Origin of the sequence: Gallibacterium genomosp. 1, from assembly GCF_000771875.1 — a bacterium.
Lineage (GTDB): Bacteria > Pseudomonadota > Gammaproteobacteria > Enterobacterales > Pasteurellaceae > Gallibacterium.
Map to the genome: position 1 here is coordinate 21,050 of NZ_JPXX01000008.1, position 19,421 is coordinate 40,470.

16 protein-coding genes and 1 tRNA gene are annotated in these 19,421 nt (G+C 39.1%); 3 read left to right on the plus strand and 14 right to left on the minus strand.

Annotation, left to right across the window (positions count from 1 at the left end; translation table 11 throughout):
* Positions 1–7: 7 nt before the first annotated feature.
* From JP36_RS02805 to JP36_RS02825, 5 genes are all read right to left on the minus strand, one after another.
* The gene (locus tag JP36_RS02805; protein ID WP_039171740.1) at positions 8–1,012 is read right to left on the minus strand and encodes a peptide ABC transporter ATP-binding protein; all 1,005 of its coding nucleotides are present in this window, start codon (positions 1,010–1,012) and stop codon (positions 8–10) included.
* Positions 1,005–1,988 (minus strand): dipeptide ABC transporter ATP-binding protein, encoded by a 984-nt coding sequence (gene dppD, locus JP36_RS02810; protein ID WP_039171743.1) that lies wholly within the window; start codon positions 1,986–1,988, stop codon positions 1,005–1,007. The genes JP36_RS02805 and dppD overlap by 8 nt, the downstream gene beginning before the upstream one ends.
* Positions 1,989–1,996: 8 nt before the next feature.
* The gene (gene dppC / locus JP36_RS02815) at positions 1,997–2,887 is read right to left on the minus strand and encodes a dipeptide ABC transporter permease DppC (protein ID WP_039171746.1); all 891 of its coding nucleotides are present in this window, start codon (positions 2,885–2,887) and stop codon (positions 1,997–1,999) included.
* An 11-nt stretch (positions 2,888–2,898) separates the two neighbouring features.
* Complete coding sequence (locus JP36_RS02820) at positions 2,899–3,909, minus strand: ABC transporter permease subunit (protein ID WP_039171749.1); 1,011 nt, start codon at positions 3,907–3,909, stop codon at positions 2,899–2,901.
* Positions 3,910–4,002: 93 nt separating this feature from the next.
* Complete coding sequence (locus JP36_RS02825) at positions 4,003–5,598, minus strand: ABC transporter substrate-binding protein (RefSeq protein WP_039171752.1); 1,596 nt, start codon at positions 5,596–5,598, stop codon at positions 4,003–4,005.
* 294 nt (positions 5,599–5,892) lie between these two features.
* Between JP36_RS02825 and putA the strand changes: the two genes are divergently transcribed.
* The 3 genes from putA (at position 5,893) to JP36_RS02840 (ending at position 11,110) form a co-directional block, all read left to right on the plus strand.
* Positions 5,893–9,333: a bifunctional proline dehydrogenase/L-glutamate gamma-semialdehyde dehydrogenase PutA gene (gene putA / locus JP36_RS02830; protein WP_039171756.1), complete on the plus strand. Its 3,441-nt coding sequence runs from the start codon at positions 5,893–5,895 to the stop codon at positions 9,331–9,333.
* Positions 9,334–9,355: 22 nt separating this feature from the next.
* Complete coding sequence (gene putP / locus JP36_RS02835; protein ID WP_039134639.1) at positions 9,356–10,861, plus strand: sodium/proline symporter PutP; 1,506 nt, start codon at positions 9,356–9,358, stop codon at positions 10,859–10,861.
* Positions 10,862–11,020: 159 nt separating this feature from the next.
* Positions 11,021–11,110 (plus strand) — tRNA-Ser (locus JP36_RS02840).
* Between the two features lie 192 nt (positions 11,111–11,302).
* Here JP36_RS02840 and glpK read toward each other — a convergent pair.
* The 9 genes from glpK to rpsA all read right to left on the minus strand — a co-directional run bounded on the left by glpK (position 11,303) and on the right by rpsA (position 19,321).
* Positions 11,303–12,817: a glycerol kinase GlpK gene (gene glpK / locus JP36_RS02845; protein ID WP_039134637.1), complete on the minus strand. Its 1,515-nt coding sequence runs from the start codon at positions 12,815–12,817 to the stop codon at positions 11,303–11,305.
* Positions 12,818–12,840: 23 nt separating this feature from the next.
* The gene (locus JP36_RS02850) at positions 12,841–13,647 is read right to left on the minus strand and encodes an MIP/aquaporin family protein (RefSeq protein ID WP_039171758.1); all 807 of its coding nucleotides are present in this window, start codon (positions 13,645–13,647) and stop codon (positions 12,841–12,843) included.
* Positions 13,648–13,951: 304 nt separating this feature from the next.
* On the minus strand, positions 13,952–14,272 hold the full coding sequence (gene yciH, locus JP36_RS02855) for a stress response translation initiation inhibitor YciH (protein ID WP_039134631.1): 321 nt from the start codon (positions 14,270–14,272) through the stop codon (positions 13,952–13,954).
* Between the two features lie 3 nt (positions 14,273–14,275).
* A complete protein-coding gene (gene pyrF / locus JP36_RS02860) occupies positions 14,276–14,971 on the minus strand; it encodes an orotidine-5'-phosphate decarboxylase (RefSeq protein ID WP_039134629.1) in 696 nt (231 codons plus the stop codon).
* A 23-nt stretch (positions 14,972–14,994) separates the two neighbouring features.
* Positions 14,995–16,167, minus strand: coding sequence for a lipopolysaccharide assembly protein LapB (gene lapB, locus JP36_RS02865; RefSeq protein ID WP_039134626.1), 1,173 nt, complete (start codon positions 16,165–16,167; stop codon positions 14,995–14,997).
* A complete protein-coding gene (locus JP36_RS02870) occupies positions 16,167–16,463 on the minus strand; it encodes a LapA family protein (protein ID WP_039134623.1) in 297 nt (98 codons plus the stop codon). The genes lapB and JP36_RS02870 overlap by 1 nt, the downstream gene beginning before the upstream one ends.
* Positions 16,464–16,572: 109 nt before the next feature.
* A complete protein-coding gene (locus tag JP36_RS02875) occupies positions 16,573–17,220 on the minus strand; it encodes a YczE/YyaS/YitT family protein (RefSeq protein WP_039134621.1) in 648 nt (215 codons plus the stop codon).
* Between the two features lie 84 nt (positions 17,221–17,304).
* Complete coding sequence (locus tag JP36_RS02880) at positions 17,305–17,616, minus strand: integration host factor subunit beta (RefSeq protein ID WP_158305803.1); 312 nt, start codon at positions 17,614–17,616, stop codon at positions 17,305–17,307.
* Between the two features lie 55 nt (positions 17,617–17,671).
* The gene (gene rpsA, locus JP36_RS02885) at positions 17,672–19,321 is read right to left on the minus strand and encodes a 30S ribosomal protein S1 (RefSeq protein ID WP_039171762.1); all 1,650 of its coding nucleotides are present in this window, start codon (positions 19,319–19,321) and stop codon (positions 17,672–17,674) included.
* Positions 19,322–19,421: the final 100 nt, after the last annotated feature.

Here is a 19,421-nt window from a genome sequence, read left to right on the forward strand (position 1 = left end):
TAAACGCCTAATTGTTATCAACCATAAAGCAAGCAATTTTTACTCCGTCAGAATAGGTTTTTAATTCCGGTTGTTGTTGACGACACTGTTCTGTGGCAAACTGGCAGCGAGCATTGAAAGCACAACCTTTTGGTGGATTTAATGGGCTAGGTAATTCGCCGGAAAGTTTGATTCGTTCTCGTCTTAATTCGGGTGATAATCTCGGTGTCGCTGAGAGTAAAGCTTTAGTATATGGGTGACGTGGGTTGCCGAAAATTTGTTCGGTTGTGCCTTGTTCGACACAACGACCTAAATACATCACTATTACTTCATCAGAAATGTGTTCTACCACAGAGAGATCGTGAGAAATGAAAACATAGGATAAACCTAAGTTTTCCTGTAATTCCATCATCAAATTTAGTACTTGCGCTCGAACAGAAACATCCAGCGCAGAAACAGGTTCATCCGCCACGACAATATCGGGATTCAACATTAAACCACGAGCAATGGCAATACGTTGACGTTGCCCCCCAGAAAACATATGAGGATAACGATCATAAAATTCCGGACGTAATCCCACTTTATCCATAATTGATAAGACCGCTGCTTTACGCTGATCTTTTGTTAGATTAGTATTAATTTTTAACGGTTCATCTAGAATCGTACCAATTTTTTTACGTGGATTAAGAGATGCATAAGGGTTTTGAAACACAATTTGAATTTTTTGGCGGCGTAATTTAACGGTTTCGTTATCTTTAACCAAAAAATTTTTCCCTTGATAATAGAGTTCACCTTCTGTCGGACTTTCAATCATTGTTAGTAATCTTCCCAATGTTGATTTACCACAACCGGATTCTCCAACAACCGCTAATGTTTTTCCTTGCTGTAATGTGAATGAAATGCCGTCAAGTGCTTTTACATATTGAACAGGCGTGAAAAGCCCTTTTTTTACTGGATAATATTTTTTTAGATTAATCGCTTCCAATAAAGGCGTACTCGCCGTTGTTTTTGTAATCATTTGTTTATCAGACATTTTGAGGATTTCCTTGTGCATCAAGAGGTGTATGACATTTCACCAAACGGTTGCCTAGTTTGTGTAGTAGTGGTTCATTTTTACGACATTCATCCGTAGCATATGGACAACGAGGGTTAAGCAGACAGCCTTGTGGACGATCGTATTTTCCGGGAACAACGCCGGGCAATGACTGCAAACGAGATTTACCGGTAGCAAATTCCGGCAAGGAGCGTAGTAGTGCCTGTGTATAAGGGTGCTTAGGTTCACGGAAAATATCTTCAGATAAACCCTCTTCAACTACTTGACCGGCATACATTACGATAATGCGATGCGCAGCTTCTGCAACTAATGCTAAATCGTGCGTGATTAGAATCAACGCCATATTCTCTTTTTGCTGTAATTCTAAAAGTAAATCAATAATTTGTGCCTGAATTGTTACGTCTAATGCAGTAGTTGGTTCATCAGCAATTAATAATTTCGGTTTGCAAGCGATTGCCATTGCGATCATCACTCGTTGACTCATTCCGCCGGATAATTGATGTGGATAAACATCAAGGCGAGATTTTGGGTCAGGAATGCCAACCAGTTTTAACAATTCAAGGGTACGTTCACGGCGTGCACGGTGACTTCCGCCTTGGTGTACCTTAAGTGCTTCCATAATTTGGAAACCAACGGTATAACAAGGGTTTAAACTGGTCATTGGATCTTGGAAGATCATTGCTACATCGGCACCGACCAATTTTTGCTTCTGTTTTTCATCCAGTTTTAATAGATCTTGCCCATCAAACTGCAATTGGTCGGCACTGACACGTCCCGGAAAATCAATTAAGCCCATAATGGCTAAGGAACTTACCGATTTTCCCGAACCGGACTCGCCGACAATACCTAAAACTTCACCCTGTTCAACTTGATAACTGATGCGATCAACCGCTTTGAACGGCTTATCTTTATCGCCAAAATGAACAGATAAATTGTTGACGGTTAATAACGACATTGCTACTCCTACTGTTTCAATTTTGGATCAAGTGCATCGCGCAAGCCGTCACCCATCAGGTTAAAGGCAAGCACAGTGAAGAGAATGGACAAGCCCGGGAAAGTAACTACCCACCAAGCACGTTGCACGAACTGTAACGCTTCTGCCAACATTGCGCCCCATTCCGGTGTCGGTGGTTGCGCACCGATACCAAGGAAACCGAGTGCTGCCATATCCAAAATCGCATTGGAAAAGCCCATTGAGGTCTGTACGATTAATGGCGCGAGGCAGTTTGGCAAAATGGTAATAAACATTAAACGTAAAATACCGGCACCGGCGACACGAGAAGAGGTAACGTAATCACGATTGATCTCATTTAAAACCGAAGCACGCGTTAAACGGACGTAACTCGGTAATGAGACAAAGGCGATTGCAAATGAAGCATTGAGCAATGATGGTCCTAAAATAGCGACAATCGCAATGGCGAGCAACAGGCTCGGCAGCGCCAACATAATATCGATAATTCGCATAATGATCATATCGACTAAACCACCGAAATAACTGGCAATTAAACCTAAAGTAACGCCCAAAATAAAAGAGAGTGAAACCACCAACAGCCCGATGAAAAGGGATAGGCGTGCACCATAGATCAGACGGGAAAGAATATCTCTGCCGACATCATCCGTACCTAAGATATGGCTCCAATTTCCACCATCAATCCAAGCTGGAGGTAGCAGGAAGGCATCGCGAACCTGCATAATCGGATCGTGCGGTGCAATTACATCAGCAAACACGCTGATCACAAAAATAATGACAATGTATCCTAAACCGACCACAGCGCCTTTGTTTCGGCTGAAATTGAACCAAAACTCTTGTAACGGTGAACGAGGCGCCGGTGCGGCAAGCTCAAGGGTAGACATAAATTAAATCCTTATTTGCGGTATCTAATACGAGGATTGACCACACCATATAACAGATCAACCAATAAATTGACGATGATAATGATAGTGGCAATAATCAATACGGCACTTTGTACTACTGGATAATCTCTGGCACGAATTGCTTCGATAACCCATTTGCCGATCCCCGGCCAAGAAAAAATTGTCTCAGTAAGGATAGCACCGGACAATAATTGTCCAACAATCAATCCAATTACGGTAACGACCGGTATTAATGCATTACGCAATGCGTGAACAACAATAATACGCATTGAAGAAAGTCCTTTGGCACGAGCCGTGCGGATATAATCTTCACCAAGTACTTCTAACATAGAAGAACGAGTCATTCTTGAAATTACCGCTAACGGGATAGTGCCAAGCACAATAGAAGGGAGAATTAAATGCATCACCGCTGATTTAAATGCACCAGGTTCTCCAGATAACCAGCTGTCAATCAACATAAAGCCGGTTACAGAATCGACCCAATATTCTGCATCAATACGACCGGAAACAGGAGTTAAATTCCATTGTACCGATACCAACAACATCAATAATAATCCCCACCAGAAAATCGGCATAGAATAGCCAGTCAGTGAAATTGCCATTACTGAGTGATCAAATATCGACCCTCGTTTAATCGCTGCCAAAATACCGATTGGAATGCCGATAATGACGGCAAATAAAATGGCGAAAACGGCAAGTTCGATGGTGGCAGGGAAGAGTGACAGAAATTCATCCAAAACCGGCACATTGTTTTTAAAGGAAGTGCCGAAATCACCGTGGGCAATGCCTTTTAAATAATCGAAATATTGTTCAGGTAAGGATTTATCAAGCCCTAATTGATGCATCATTTGTTGATGAACTTCCGGACTTAAACCACGTTCTCCCATACGAATTTCGATTGGATCACCGGGAATGAGATGAATAAGAGCGAAAGTGAGTAAAGTGATGCCAATAAATGTTGGAATCACCATCGCTACCCGTTTGAAAATAAATCGAAACATAAAATTCTCATTAAACAATTAAAAGATTCTTGCCATCAAGTGATGGCAAGAAAGGTTGTTATCATTATAAAAGTGATAATATAGCGATTGTAATTATTCTAAGTCAACGCCGTAGAACGGGTGAAGTGAGAATGGGTTAATAACGTAATTCTTCACTTCTTTACGAGTCGGCTCATAAACGGTTGAGTGTGCAATGGTGATCCAAGGAGCCTGTTCTTTGAAAATCACTTGTGCCTGCTTATAAAGTTCAGTACGTTTAGCTAAATCGGTTGATTGCACCGCTTCACGAATTAATTTATCAAATGGTTCATAGCAGAATTTAGCATAGTTTGAACCTTGCTCTTTCGCAGCGCAGCTTAATAATGTTCCTAAGAAGTTGTCAGGATCACCGTTATCACCGTTCCAACCCATCATACCGCTTGGATCTTCACCTTTACGCATACGTTGCAAATATTCACCCCATTCATAGCTGATGATTTTGGCATCAACTCCGACTTTTTTCCAGTCAGCCTGAATCATTTCTGCCATACGACGTGCATTCGGATTATATGGTCGAGAAACCGGCATTGCCCAAAGTTCGGTACTGAAACCTTTTTCAAAACCAGCTTCTTTTAGAAGTTGTTTTGCTTTTTCAGGGTCGTAATCATAATCTTTAATATCATCGTTGTAAGACCACATTGTTGGTGGAATCGGGTTTTTCGCAATTTGACCAGTTCCTTGATACACTGCCTCCATAATGGCTTTTTTGTTGACAGCATAACTTAATGCTTGACGAACTTTAATATTATCAAATGGTGGTTTTGTGACGTTAAAACTTAAGTAGCCAATGTTAAGCCCCGCTTTTTCGTTGACGATAATTTCGGGATTTTTCTTCATATCGGCAATATCAGCCGGATTAGGATAAGGAATTACATGGCATTCACCTTTTTTTAGTTTAGCATAACGAACGGAAGGATCCGGTGTAATAGAAAATACTAAACGATCTATTTTTGCTTTACCTTCCCAGTAATTAGTGAAAGCTTTATAACGAATTAAAGCATCTTTTTGATAAGAAACAAATTCAAACGGGCCAGTACCAATTGGTTGAGTATCGACTGCATCCGGTTTGCCTAAAGCCAACATTTTATCGGCATACTCTTTTGAAAGAATAGACGCAAAGTCCATCGCGACATTAGCAAGGAACGGTGCATTAGGCGCTTTTAGAGTAAAGCGAACGGTGTAATCATCAATTTTTTCAATTTTATCAATGATATTCGGCATATCCATACCGATAAAATATTCATAAGTTCCGCCGGAAATTTTGTAATATGGATTATTTTTATCCAATTGGCGATTAAATGAGAACAACACATCATCGGCATTAAAATCACGAGTAGGCTTAAACAGCTTATTTGATTGGAATTTTACACCTTTACGGAGATGGAATGTGTACACTTTACCATCGTCTGAAATATCCCAACTTTCTGCCAATGATGGAATAACATTGGTTTTACCTCGTTCAAAAGTTGTTAAACGGTTATAAATTGTTTGTCCGCTAGCATCAATGGATGCACCGTCTGTCACTAATTGTGGATTGAATGCTGAAGGAGAGGCCTCTAAACAATAAACTAGTGTTTTTGGTGCAGCGAGTGCAACAGTAGAGAGAGATAGTGCCAGCACGCTCAGTGATAGCTTAGTTAATTTTTTCATAATTTCTCCAAGTTGTATGTGTGTTTGCCATCGTTTTTATTAAAAAACTTCTTTATTTAGTGAACAAAAAACTTAATTTGTCAAGAGATATTTAATTAAGTTTAAAGAAATGAGTGAAAAGCGATCATTAACATTAAACAGGTACAGAAAAATCATAATAACAATAAATATTTCTGTAGAGTTAAAAATTTATTTGAAATATGTCACAAATTTAAACAAATAAACTTTATTATTTGTGATGATTACTTTAAATTTGTAACAGTTATTTAACAATAAATTACTTACGGAGTAAAAATGAGTTATCAATATGCTAATGACCTTAGCCAAAAATCTGAATTACGCCAATTAATTAGCCAACATTATGCGTCTCCTGAACAGGAAGCAGTACAGCGTTTGTTGACTACATTGTCTTTTAATGAACAACAAGAAAATACGATCAATAATGTAGCGCGTGAGTTGATTACCAAAGTTCGTTCTAAAAAACAGAAACATTACGGCGTTGATGCCTTGATGCACGAATTCTCTTTAGGGTGTGATGAAGGGATTGCGTTGATGTGTTTGGCGGAAGCTTTGTTACGTATTCCTGATGCGGAAACGAGATATGCATTGATTAATGATAAATTACAGCTTGGTAATTGGCGTTCTCATATTAAAAAATCAGGTTCATTGTTCACAAATGCAGCTAGTTATGGCTTGATTTTAGGGAGTAAAATTAGTGCTTCTTTGAGTGAAGAAAAACTCTCTTCAGCATTAATGAAAAGTTTTTCCCGTTTGTCTGCACCGATAATGAAGTTAGCGATAGAAAAGGCAATGGGTATTTTGGGAAATCAATTTGTTACCGGTGAAACAATGGAGGAAGCGTTAAAAAATATTATTCCTAGGGAAAAAATAGGCTATCGTTTTTCTTTCGATATGTTGGGCGAAGCAGCAATGACAATGGCAGATGCTGACAGATATATGCAAGATTATGTAGATGCAATTAATGCAGTTGGGCGTCAATCAGCTGACCGTTCTCTTTATGATTCCAATGGTGTATCCGTAAAACTTTCAGCAATTCATCCCCGTTATAGTCGTTCTCAGCAACAACGAGTAATGGATGAGCTTTATCCTCGATTAAAGAAATTGTTTGTATTAGCGAAGCAGTACAATATTGGATTAAATATTGATGCTGAAGAAGCTTCTCGTTTAGAGATATCTTTAGATTTGCTGGAAAAATTATTACAAGATCCTGACCTTACCGGATTTGATGGTATTGGTTTTGTAGTTCAGGCTTATTCTAAGCGTTGTCCGTTTGTGTTGGATTACATTATTGAAATGAATCATCGTTATCAGCGTAAAATGATGATACGGCTAGTAAAAGGCGCTTATTGGGATAGTGAAATCAAATGGGCGCAAGCAGAAGGTGTTTCCGGTTTTCCTTTATATACTAGGAAAGTACATAGTGATATTTCTTATATCAGCTGTGCAAAAAAATTGTTAGCGGCTCAGGATGTGATTTATCCACAATTTGCGACACATAATGTGCAGACACTATCAACTATTTATGAGTTGGGAAAAAATAAAGAATTTGAGTTTCAATGTTTACATGGAATGGGGGAAACGTTATATGACAACATTGTTGGTCCGCAACAATTTAACCGTCGTGTTCGCGTTTATGCGCCGGTGGGGACTCATCAAACATTACTAGCCTATTTAGTGCGTCGTTTATTGGAAAACGGAGCTAATTCTTCTTTTGTACATCAATTAATTGATGACAATATTTCTATTGATGAGTTAATTGAGGCGCCTTGGAAAAAGGTAAAGAAATTTAATGGTTTGCCGAATAAAGCGATTAAATTACCAGCAGAATTATTCCCAAAACGAAAAAATTCTCAAGGTTTCAATTTAAATGATGAAATAGATTTGATGTTATTGGAACAGGCGTTAAATAAAGCTGAATATGATGATGTTCATTCTCTTTGTGCAATAGATACGGATGTTTCACAGAGCTATAAAGTTACTAACCCAGCACTATTAGCGGATAGATTAGCAACAGCTGATTTTATGTCCACTTCATCCGCTACAGAGGTTTTCTGTGCAGCACAACAGAGTAAATGGAACGAAAAAACAGCACAAGAAAGAGCTGAAATTTTAGAAAAAGCAGCTGATCTTTATCAACAGAATTTCGGATTATTGATTAAATTAGCAATTGAGGAAGCCGGTAAAACGTTGCCGAATGCGATAGGAGAGTTAAGAGAGGCGATAGATTTCTTGCGTTACTATGCAGAGCAAATTCGATTATTATCAGAAAATAAGATGTTAGCTCCGCCATTGGGTACTATTTTATGTATTTCACCTTGGAATTTCCCATTAGCAATTTTTACAGGACAAATCGCGGCAGCGTTAGCTGCTGGAAATAGTGTAGTGGCTAAGCCGGCTGAACAAACCTCAATTATTGCCTATTATGCGGTGAGATTGTTGCATCAAGCGGGCGTTCCTCGTGATGCATTACAATTAACATTGGGCAATGGTGATTTAGGTGCGGCATTGGTTGCACAGCCGTTTAACGGGGTAATGTTCACCGGCTCAACAGAGGTAGCACATTTAATTAATAAACAGTTGATTACCCGTGAAAATCATCCGGTATTTATCGCAGAAACTGGTGGATTAAATACGATGGTAGTAGATTCTTCTGCATTATTAGAACAGGTGATTACAGATGTACTTAGTTCAGCATTTGATTCAGCAGGGCAACGTTGTTCCGCTTTGCGTATTTTGTTGGTGCAAGAAGATATTGCCGACCGTTTATATCAAATGCTTACAGAAGCAATGCAAGAACTGGTAATAGGCGATCCAAGATATCTTAATACTGATATTGGACCAGTGATAGATCAAGAAGCTCAACAAAAACTACTTGATTATCAAGCAAGTGTGCGTAAAATCGCACGTCGCCATTTTGAATTGTTTGCACCGACATCTGGCTATTTTGTGGCGCCGTCAATTTATGAGATTGGCTCATTGCAACAGATTACACACGAAGTTTTCGGGCCGATTTTGCATTTTGTACGTTATAAACCGCAGGATCTTGCCGCTTTGTTACAAGAGATTAATGCGAAAGGTTATGCGCTGACCGGCGGTTGCCATAGCCGTATCCAGCAATCAATAAAAATGGTCGAAGACAATCTACAATGCGGTAATTTCTATATCAATCGTAATATCGTTGGTGCGGTAGTTGGTGTGCAGCCATTTGGTGGACACGGTTTATCTGGAACTGGGCCGAAAGCTGGTGGTGAATTATATGTTCAGCGTTTGACTCGAACCGCACAATATTATTCTTCGTTGGCTGAAGTACCGAAAACATTGCCAAGCATTACCGGTGAATTGAATATAATTAATTATAAAACAACATCAGTGTTGTTGTTGGGTGACGATGTCGCACGTTTGATGTCGGCATATCAGTATTTACAACGCTCCGGTTTTAAAGTGGTAGTGGAAGAAGATAATCTATTGTTAACATATAGTTTACCAGATTTAACTGCACGTAAACCGAACGAATATTATCAAAAAGGTGTGTTTGTTTCGCCGATTAGTCTAGAAAAACGAGTGGCATTAGCAGAGCATAATCCATTTATTTTCTGTCTATATGACTGGACACAACATCAAGATATCACGTTGTTATATCACGAATTTTCACATAGTGAGAATATTGCAGCCGCAGGTGGAAATGCGACACTGATGGCTATTGAAGAACAATAACCACTATTAGTAGGGGGAAAGTATGCAGAATTATCAAATCTACACAGCTTTTGGTTTATATCTGTTTGTAATTTTAGGTATTGGCATTTACGCTTATTACTCGACAAAAAATTTTAATGATTATATTTTGGGTGGACGCAAAATGGGAAGTTTTGTAACAGCAATGTCCGCTGGTGCATCTGATATGTCTGGTTGGCTGTTGCTCGGATTACCCGGCGCTATTTTCATTACTGGTTTGTCGGAAGCGTGGATTGCTGTTGGTTTAACGGTAGGGGCTTATTTTAACTATCGTATTGTCGCAGGACGGTTGCGTGTTTTCACTGAACATTATGGTAATGCGTTAACGTTGCCTGAGTTTTTTGCAGCACGTTTTCCTTATCGTGCTAAATCATTAAAAATCATCTCTTCATCTGTTATTCTTTTTTTCTTTACTATTTATTGCGCTTCGGGGGTGGTAGCGGGTGCAAAATTGTTCCAAAGTCTGCTTGGTATTGATTATGGTACGGCATTAATTTTTGGGGCTATAGCTACTATTGCATATACTTTTATCGGAGGATATTTAGCCATCTCTTGGAGTGATACAATTCAAGCTTCATTAATGATCTTTGCATTGTTACTGGCTCCAGTTATCGTTTTGCTGAATATCAGTTGGAATGAAATTTCGGCAGCGTTAACATTAAAATCAGAGCAGACAGGCATTCCTTATTCAAATTGGTTGTATAATGTTTCTGGTATTGGTGTAATTTCAGCACTTTCTTGGGGATTAGGGTATTTTGGACAACCACATATTTTAGCGCGTTTTATGGCTGCAAATTCTGTACAAGCCTTAGAAAAAGCAAGAGTAATAGGTATTACGTGGATGCTACTTTGTTTAGGCGGTGCTTGTGCAGTGGGTTATTTCGGTTTGGCCTATTTTGAAGTGAAAGGTGTTATGTTAGATTCGGCAGAATCAGTATTCATTGAAATTTCCAAAGCTATTTTTAATCCGTGGATAGTGGGAATTGTATTATCAGCTATTTTGGCAGCTATTATGAGTACTTTATCAGCTCAATTTTTAATGTGTTCAGCAGCATTAACAGAAGACTTTTATCACGGCTTTTTACGAAAAAATGCTTCCAGTAAGGAGTTAGTTTGGGTTGGGCGTATTATGGTGTTAATTATTGCAGTAATTGCAATTGCAATTGCACAAGATCCGAATTCACGCGTAATGGGCTTGGTTTCCTATGCGTGGGCTGGGTTTGGTGCATCGTTTGGGCCATTGGTAATTATGTCTTTATTTAATCGCAATATCACTTCTAACGCAGCATTATGGGGAATGATTGCTGGAGCAGTAACCGTAGTGGCGTGGAAACCATTAATGCAGACTTTAAATTGGACAGATATTGCAAATCTTTATGAAATTATTCCGGGCTTTTTAGCCTGCTCAGTTGTTACCGTTACTTCATCATTATTTTCTCCGGTGGCGAAAGATGTTGCGGAACGGTTTGATGTTGCGGTTGATCATTTCAATTCGCAAAAGAGTTTGTAATTATTCGATTTTTTGCTAGTAAAGATAAGTAGAGCATTTGGGCTGAGTAAAATCAGCCCCTTTTTTAAGCAGTTGTTGTCATTTTTGCCGAAAATGCTTGACGATTTGCCGGAAAGTGAATATATTTCGCACCTAATTTCTGAATGAAATCCTCAAAACGGTGAGATGTCCGAGTGGTTGAAGGAGCACGCCTGGAAAGTGTGTATAGGGGAAACTCTATCGAGGGTTCGAATCCCTCTCTCACCGCCATTTATTTCCTTAAAAAATTTTCTTATATAATCCTTTTTCTCTTATTTCCATTAAGTTTTTATTAAACATTTTGGAATATCCAGAATAGTTGAAACGCTACTGTATTGAAAAATCTTTTTGCAAGAAAAAAGAAAACCTGCAATTTAAAGCTATTGCAGGTTTTGATTACAATTAAGAAACGGTTAAATTAAGTTATTCTTCATCGTCCTCTTTTGCCCATTCTAAGGCACGTTTAACGGCTTTTTTCCAACCTTTATAACGGCGTTGCTGTTTAGCTTCGTTTTGATCCGGCAAGAATGTTCTTTCGATAGAAGCTTTGTCACGCAACTCTTCGAGATCTTTCCAGAATCCGGTCGCCAAGCCGGCAAGATAAGCGGCACCGAGTGCGGTGACTTCTTTGACAGTCGGGCGTTCCACTTGAGTGTTAAGAATATCAGCTTGGAACTGCATTAAGAAATTATTCGCGGTGGCGCCGCCATCAACACGCAATGATTGCAATTTTTCACCTGAGTCGGACAACATCGCTTCCAAAACGTCCTTAGTTTGGTATGCGATAGATTCAAGCGTTGCTCTGACAATATGATTGCGGTTAGCCCCTCGAGAAAGACCAACAATAGCACCACGTGCATAAGGATCCCAATAAGGTGCGCCTAAACCGGTAAATGCCGGAACCACATAGACGCCGTTACAATCCGGCACTTTTTGAGCGAAATATTCGGTATCGGCACTGTCATGTACAATTTTTAATTCATCGCGCAACCATTGGATTGAAGCGCCGGCAATAAAGACGGAACCTTCTAAAGCGTAGGCAGGTTCACCTTTGGCATTACAACAGATAGTGGTTAATAGTCCATTTTGTGAAGTAATTGCTTTATCGCCGGTATTCATTAACATAAAGCAACCTGTACCGTAGGTGTTTTTCGCTTGTCCGGCATTAACACAAAGGTGTCCATAAAGAGCAGCCTGTTGGTCACCGGCAATACCGGCGATTGGAATACGCACGCCGCCTTTACCACCGATATTGGTTTGACCATAAATTTCGGAAGAATTTTTCACTTCCGGCAACATACTACGAGGAATATCCAAAATTTCTAACATCTTGTCATCCCACTGTTTGCTATGAATATTAAACATCATTGTACGAGAGGCATTAGTGTAATCGGTAACGTGCACACGGCCTTGAGTAAGTTTCCAAATCAACCAAGTATCAACCGTACCAAATAACAATTCACCTTTTTCCGCCTGTTCTCTTGCGCCTTCAACGTTATCTAAAATCCATTTCACTTTTGTTCCGGAGAAATAGGGGTCGACCACTAAACCGGTAGTATTACGGATATAATCGGTATAACCTTTTGCTTTTAATTGATCACAAAATTCAGCAGTACGGCGACATTGCCAAACAATTGCATTGTAAATTGGTTTACCGGTATTTTTGTTCCAAACGATAGTAGTTTCACGTTGATTGGTGATCCCAATAGCGGCAATTTGATCGGAAGTAATACCAGTTTTTGCCACAACTTCATTTAAAGTAGAACTTTGTGTTGCCCAGATTTCCATAGGATCGTGTTCAACCCAACCAGTTTTTGGATAAATTTGTGTGAATTCGCGTTGTGCAATGCCGACAATATTGGCATCGTGGTCAAGCAAAACAGCGCGAGAACTGGTTGTACCCTGGTCTAAAGCAATGATATATTTTTTATCTGTCATAATAAGTTACCTTTTTAAGAAATTTAGTTATCAATTTTACAGCTATTGCACGGAAGATTTCTGCCAATAAAGCGACGATAACCCCACGCACCGAATAATCCGCCAAGAATTGGCGCAATAATTGGAACTAGTGCATAAGGAATAACGTGTCCGCCGGTCATTGCAATTTCACCCCAGCCGGAAAGTGCAGCGAATAATTTAGGGCCGAAGTCACGTGCAGGATTCATTGCAAAGCCGGTTAACGGCCCCATTGCACCACCCAATACCGCAATGAGAATACCGATAAGTAAAGGCGCTAAAGCACCACGCGGTACGCCGTTACCATCATCAGTCAAAGCTAAAATAACACCGACTAAAGTGGCAGTAAGAATAAATTCAACTGTTCCAGCAGTGAGTAAATCAATATGAGGATTTGCATAGGTAGAGAAAATACCAGCAGTAAATAGGCTTTCGGCAGAACCTCTTACAATATGTTGAGTTGTTTCGTAATCAATGATGATTCCTCGATATAGCAGGTAAACAACTGCGGCTCCGAAAAAACCTCCTAACATTTGAGCGATAATGAAAGGTACTACTTTTTTGCCATCGAAGCAGGCGAATTTCCAAAGAGCGATAGTGACAGCAGGATTAAGATGAGCTCCGGAAACACCGGCGGTAAGATAAACTGCTAATGCAACCCCCATTCCCCAAACGATACTGATTTCCCATAAACCGAATGAAGCACCTGCAACACGGGCTGCAGCTACACAACCGCAACCAAAAAAGATCACTAATGCCGTTCCGAGAAATTCGGCAATACATTGTCCTTTTAATGAATGATCGAGTGCCATAAAGACTCCTTATTTGTAAAATGAAAGTAGAAAAGAAAGTATAAATAATGTTCTTAATCGAACTTATGTTTTGTATTTAAAAGAAAAAATGAGCGTTTATAAAGTATAAATTTTCTAAAATGAGAAGTGTATCAAAATTTTTATTGCAGATTTATTTAAAAATGAGTGATTTATCACAAAAGAATATGCTTATTGAAGTGATTAATGCAGAAAAATTTTTTAAAAAGAGAAATTTTTTGCGTAAAAGAAAAAACTCTCGTATGTGAATTGTTGAATACGAGAGTTTTTAACGAATGTTCAATGCTTAACCACCTGACAGCTTAACTTTAAAGCCTTTTTCTTCCAGCAGCTGTTTTAATAGATCACGATTTTCTCCTTGAATTTCAATTGTACCGTTTTTAACTGAGCCACCACAGCCACAACGCTTTTTCAGTAATGAAGCAAGATCAGAGAGAGCTTTTTCCTCTAAGAGTAAACCGCTGATAACACAAACACCTTTTCCTTTACGTCCTGATGTTTGGCGTTGAATACGAACAATACCATCACCTTGTGGACGTTGCTGTACTTGCTTTTGAGGTTTGATACGTCCGTTTTCAGTTGAGTAAACAAGTTGACTATCAGACATTGATTATCCTTGAATTGATGCATTGATCTGTTTTAATACAGCAACAGGATCTGCGGCTTGTGTAATTGGACGACCGATAACTAGATAGTCTGAGCCGGCATTAATCGCCTCTCTTGGTGTCATTACGCGACGTTGATCACCTAGTTGAGTACCTTCAGGACGAATTCCAGGGGTGATTAATTTAAATTCGTTTCCACAGCGCTGACGTAAGATTTCCACTTCTTGTGGTGAACAGACTACGCCATCCAATCCGGCACGTTGGCTTAAACGCGCTAAACGAATAACGTGTTCTTCTGGAGAAGTATTAACGCCGATTTGCAATAAATCTGCTTCTTCCATACTGGTTAGAACAGTGATAGCAATTAAAATCGGCGCATCTTTGCCATAAGGTTCCAGAATTTTTTTCGCTGCTTCCATCATTCTTAAACCACCACTGGCGTGCATATCGACCATCCAAACACCTAAATCGGCGGCGGAACGTACCGCACGGGCAACAGTATTCGGAATATCGTGGAATTTTAGATCTAAGAACACATCAAAATTACGTCTTTGCAATTCTTTGACAAATTCTGTACCTAGAGTAGTAAACATCTCTTTACCCACTTTAAGGCGACATAAACTGGGATCAAGCTGATCAACCAGTTGCATTGCTTCTTTTTTCGTTTCATAGTCTAAGGCGACAATAACTTTATTTTCCATGATGTTCCCTCTTTGTTTGCAAATTAATTTTCTATTGGTGTAACCGTTTCCCATCGCCGACAGGATGGACATTGCCAAATCAGTTTATGGCTCTGAAAACCGCAATGATTACAGCGATATTCAAAGCTTTTTTTCAAACGTTCGTCAACGATATTATAGAGTAGTTTTAGACTCTCTTTGCCGTTTCCTTCATCAAGCTCATTAATTTGATATTGAATGAATCGATGAAATATTCGCATTGTCGGACGTTTCTCAAGCTGACGATAGAGATGATTTTTTGCAACTTCAGCACCTGATTTCCGTTCAATATAATCTGTTAAGGCAATAACTACGGAGCTATTAGCTTTATGTTGTTGTAATTTGATAAGAAACAGTTCCAAATCGTGGCTATTCGGCAAATGTTGATAATATTCGATAAGTGGTGGTAAGGCTTCACTGATATAGGCAAGATTTTGCTCGGTAATTTGTTGTAATGTCTTGATGGCTTTTGGATAATTGCCTTGTTTTGCATATTGTTCGGAAAGAATAAGCGTTGCTCTAACGCAAGTTGGTGAAACGATTAAAGCTTTTGTAAGAGCATCTATAATCTGTTGTTGCTGATTGGATTCTAAGGCAAATTCGCAATAGTAATGTGCCAATGCGATATTTTCATTGTGCTGCGTCAATTTGCGATAACGCTCTCCCACCTCGATAGCTTTATCCCACTCTTTAGTACGTTGATAAATATTTGCCAGTTCGTGTAAGGCATTTTCTGCGTAGTCTGGCTCTTCACTTAATTTCTGGTAGAGTTTTTCGGCTCTATCCAAGAACCCTACAAACATAAAATCTTTGGCTAATTGCTGGCGGGTGAGCAATTTTTGTTCATAACTGTAATTCGGATTGTTGTCGATATTTTGGTGGATACGCAACGCACGATCCACCTCACCGCGAGAACGGAATAAATTACCTAAAGTCAATTCCGCCTCAAATTGGGAGTCGTTGTCGATAGCGTTTTCCGACTCCTGTTTTTCCAGCATTTTTAAGAAAAGATCAACCGCCTTTTCTTGTTGGTTGGATAAAAGAAAATTTACCCCGGTCATATAATCACGGGATAATTTATTGCTGATCTCCTCCTGATCTTTTTTAGCGCTACGATGTCCCATATACCAGCCATAGGCAGCGGCGATAGGTAACAGCAAAAAAAGCAGTTCCAGCATTATGCGTTTTTATCTCTTGCGGTCATTAATTCATTGATTTGTTGTAACTGCTTTTTAGTTTGGCGTGTTAACGCCATATTTTTTACTTTAAGCTTGATGTAAAAAATCCCGGTTACTAACCAACCGAGTAAGAAGCCGAAGCCGAATAAAAGTGCAACTAAGCTAGAGAGTTGGATATCGCTTTTTGCGACAATATAGTTTACGGAAATAACTTGATCGTTATTGGCACCGACAGTAATGCCGACGATGATTAATGCAATAACAATAACGAAAGTTAGAATGTATTTTAATTTCACATTGCCCCCTAGTAGAAAATAAAATGATGCCCATTATGCCAAAAATAGAGCAACTATAATAGCAAAATTCCGAATCGAAAAGGAAAAATGGCGGAGACTTAGCTGTTATTTATTGGGTATTAAATTTTTTGATAATAAATCCGAGCGTGGTTTGTAATACCCACCCGATAGATAAGGCAAAAACCAATGTGCCTAGACCGACAACACCTCCCAATAGCCAGCCGACAAAACAGACACTACTTTCGATTAAGGTTCTGATCGTCCCGATTTTGAAACCTGTCGTTTGATAAAGACCGACCATTAAACCGTCACGAGGGCCTGCGCCCATATGGCAGGTAAGATAGAATGCGGAGGTAATGCCACCGATAATAACGCCGATGAGCATAAATAGAAATTGTCCGATAAAGGTTTGAGGTGCAGGAATAAAAGTAACGGTTAGGCCAAGAGAAAGTGCGATTAAAGTGATATTAAGCAATGTACCTAAACCGGGCTTTTGCCGGAAAGGTATCCAAGTCAACATTACAATGATGCTGATGATAAAACTAATAATGCCTATATTGTTCCCTGTTTTAATAGAAAGACCTTGTGCTAATACAGTCCAAGGTGTAGAACCGAGTTGAGATAAAACTAAAAAACCATCTCCAATACCAAAAGTTAGTAGTGAAATAACTAATACAGCAAGGGCAGAAGGAGTTGGTTTCCAGAGAGAATGTGATGACCAAGGTGGTCTAGTCAAACTATGTTTAGGGCAGCTCATAAAATGATAATAGGAGAAAAGTAACGTTGCTAATAAAACGAGAATAGATCAGCAACGTTAAATTGGTATGATCATATTAGTTAATTAAATGTTATCAACACGTTCACGCAATTCTTTCCCTGCTTTGAAATGCGGAACTGATTTTGCTTCAAGACTGACTTGTGTACCGGTTTTTGGGTTTCGACCAGTACGAGGTTGACGATAGCGTAATGCAAAACTACCGAAACGGCGGATTTCAATACGATCACCCTTTTCTAAGGTAAGAGAGAGATGTTCAATAATTTCTTTAACAGAAAATTCAATATGTTTAATCGACATAGTAGGATGACGATTTATCAACTTTTCAATCAATTCTGATTTTGTCATATGAGTATCCTTCTGTTTTAGGTAGAAAATCCGATATGCCGAAACATATCGGATTTATTGCAATTAAGCAAAACGATAAGGAAGATTATTCACCTTTTGCTGCTTTGAATGCTTCAGCCATTGCGTTAGGAATAACAACTTCTTCTTGTTTGTTATTTACGCTTGCTAATGCTGCTGCTTCTTCAGCTTCATCTTTTGCACGGATTGATAAGTGAACAATACGAGCTTTACGATCTACTCCGGTGTATTTTGCTTCAACAACATCGCCAACATTTACTTCACCGTTAAGATCAGCGGTACGGATGTAGCCTTCAACACCATTATCCAGCTCAACTTTAGCGCCTTTAGCATCAACATCAACAACTTTAGCACTTACTACACTGCCTTTTTTATTGATAGAAACGAAGTTATTGAATGGATCTTCTTCAAGTTGTTTGATACCTAAAGAGATACGCTCTTTAGCTGCATCAACTTGTAATACGATAGCTTCAACTTCATCTCCTTTCTTGTAGTTACGAACAGCTTCTTCTCCAGGAACATTCCAAGAAATATCTGATAAGTGAACTAAACCGTCAATACCGCCTTCTAAACCGATGAAGATACCGAAGTCAGTGATTGATTTGATTTTACCTGATACTTTGTCACCTTTGTTGTGAGTATCTGCAAATTGTTGCCATGGATTTGGTTTGCATTGTTTTAAACCTAAAGAAATACGACGACGTTCTTCATCGATTTCTAATACCATAACTTCAACTTCATCACCTACGCTAACTACTTTAGATGGATGGATATTTTTATTGGTCCAATCCATTTCTGAAACGTGAACAAGACCTTCGATACCGTCTAAAATTTCAACGAAGCAACCGTAATCGGTTAAGTTGGTTACTTTACCTGTTAATTTGCTGTTTACTGGATAATTTTCAGCGATAGCAGCCCAAGGATCTTGACCTAATTGTTTTAAGCCTAGTGAAACACGAGTACGATCACGGTCAAATTTCAATACTTTAACAGTCACTTCATCACCGACATTTACGATTTCACCTGGATGTTTAACACGTTTCCAAGCCATATCAGTAATGTGTAATAAACCATCAACACCACCTAAATCAACGAATGCACCGTAGTCAGTTAAATTCTTAACGATACCTTTAACTTCGGCACCTTCTTGTAAGGCTTCAAGTAATTGATCACGTTCTTGGCTGTTTTCAGATTCGATAACTGCACGACGAGAAACAACAACATTGTTACGTTTTTGGTCTAGTTTGATAACTTTAAATTCTAATTCTTTACCTTCTAAGTGAAGAGTATCGCGTACAGGGCGAGTATCCACTAATGAACCAGGTAAGAATGCACGAACACCATTCAACTCAACAGTGAAACCACCTTTCACTTTACCGTTAATTAAACCAACAACAGTTTCTTGATCTTCGTATGCTTTTTCTAAGGAAATCCAAGATTCGTGACGAACTGCTTTTTCACGAGAAAGTTTGGTTTCGCCGAAACCATCTTCAACAGCGTCTAACGCAACTTGAACTTGATCACCAACTTGAACAGTGATTTCACCTTGTGCATTTTGGAATTCTTCAGCAGGGATTGCAGCTTCAGATTTCAAACCTGCATCAACGAAAACGAAACCTTTGTTGATAGCAACAACAGTACCAGTAACGATTGAACCTTGACGAGTTTCAAGTTCTTTTAGTGATTCTTCAAATAGTTGAGCAAAAGATTCTGACATATAAATTAATCTTCAATAAGTTAATAACGACCGCTTAAATTCCTTATTAAACGGGGCTGATAATAAACGTCTATTCTTCCTTGAATAAACACAATATGAC

Coding starts and splice junctions, on each gene's coding strand:
- JP36_RS02805 (WP_039171740.1), bottom strand. CDS start 1,012: ATGTCTGATAAACAAATGATTACAAAAACAACGGCGAGTACGCCTTTA.
- dppD (WP_039171743.1), bottom strand. CDS start 1,988: ATGTCGTTATTAACCGTCAACAATTTATCTGTTCATTTTGGCGATAAA.
- dppC (WP_039171746.1), bottom strand. CDS start 2,887: ATGTCTACCCTTGAGCTTGCCGCACCGGCGCCTCGTTCACCGTTACAA.
- JP36_RS02820 (WP_039171749.1), bottom strand. CDS start 3,909: ATGTTTCGATTTATTTTCAAACGGGTAGCGATGGTGATTCCAACATTT.
- JP36_RS02825 (WP_039171752.1), bottom strand. CDS start 5,598: ATGAAAAAATTAACTAAGCTATCACTGAGCGTGCTGGCACTATCTCTC.
- putA (WP_039171756.1), top strand. CDS start 5,893: ATGAGTTATCAATATGCTAATGACCTTAGCCAAAAATCTGAATTACGC.
- putP (WP_039134639.1), top strand. CDS start 9,356: ATGCAGAATTATCAAATCTACACAGCTTTTGGTTTATATCTGTTTGTA.
- glpK (WP_039134637.1), bottom strand. CDS start 12,817: ATGACAGATAAAAAATATATCATTGCTTTAGACCAGGGTACAACCAGT.
- JP36_RS02850 (WP_039171758.1), bottom strand. CDS start 13,647: ATGGCACTCGATCATTCATTAAAAGGACAATGTATTGCCGAATTTCTC.
- yciH (WP_039134631.1), bottom strand. CDS start 14,272: ATGTCTGATAGTCAACTTGTTTACTCAACTGAAAACGGACGTATCAAA.
- pyrF (WP_039134629.1), bottom strand. CDS start 14,971: ATGGAAAATAAAGTTATTGTCGCCTTAGACTATGAAACGAAAAAAGAA.
- lapB (WP_039134626.1), bottom strand. CDS start 16,167: ATGCTGGAACTGCTTTTTTTGCTGTTACCTATCGCCGCTGCCTATGGC.
- JP36_RS02875 (WP_039134621.1), bottom strand. CDS start 17,220: ATGAGCTGCCCTAAACATAGTTTGACTAGACCACCTTGGTCATCACAT.
- rpsA (WP_039171762.1), bottom strand. CDS start 19,321: ATGTCAGAATCTTTTGCTCAACTATTTGAAGAATCACTAAAAGAACTT.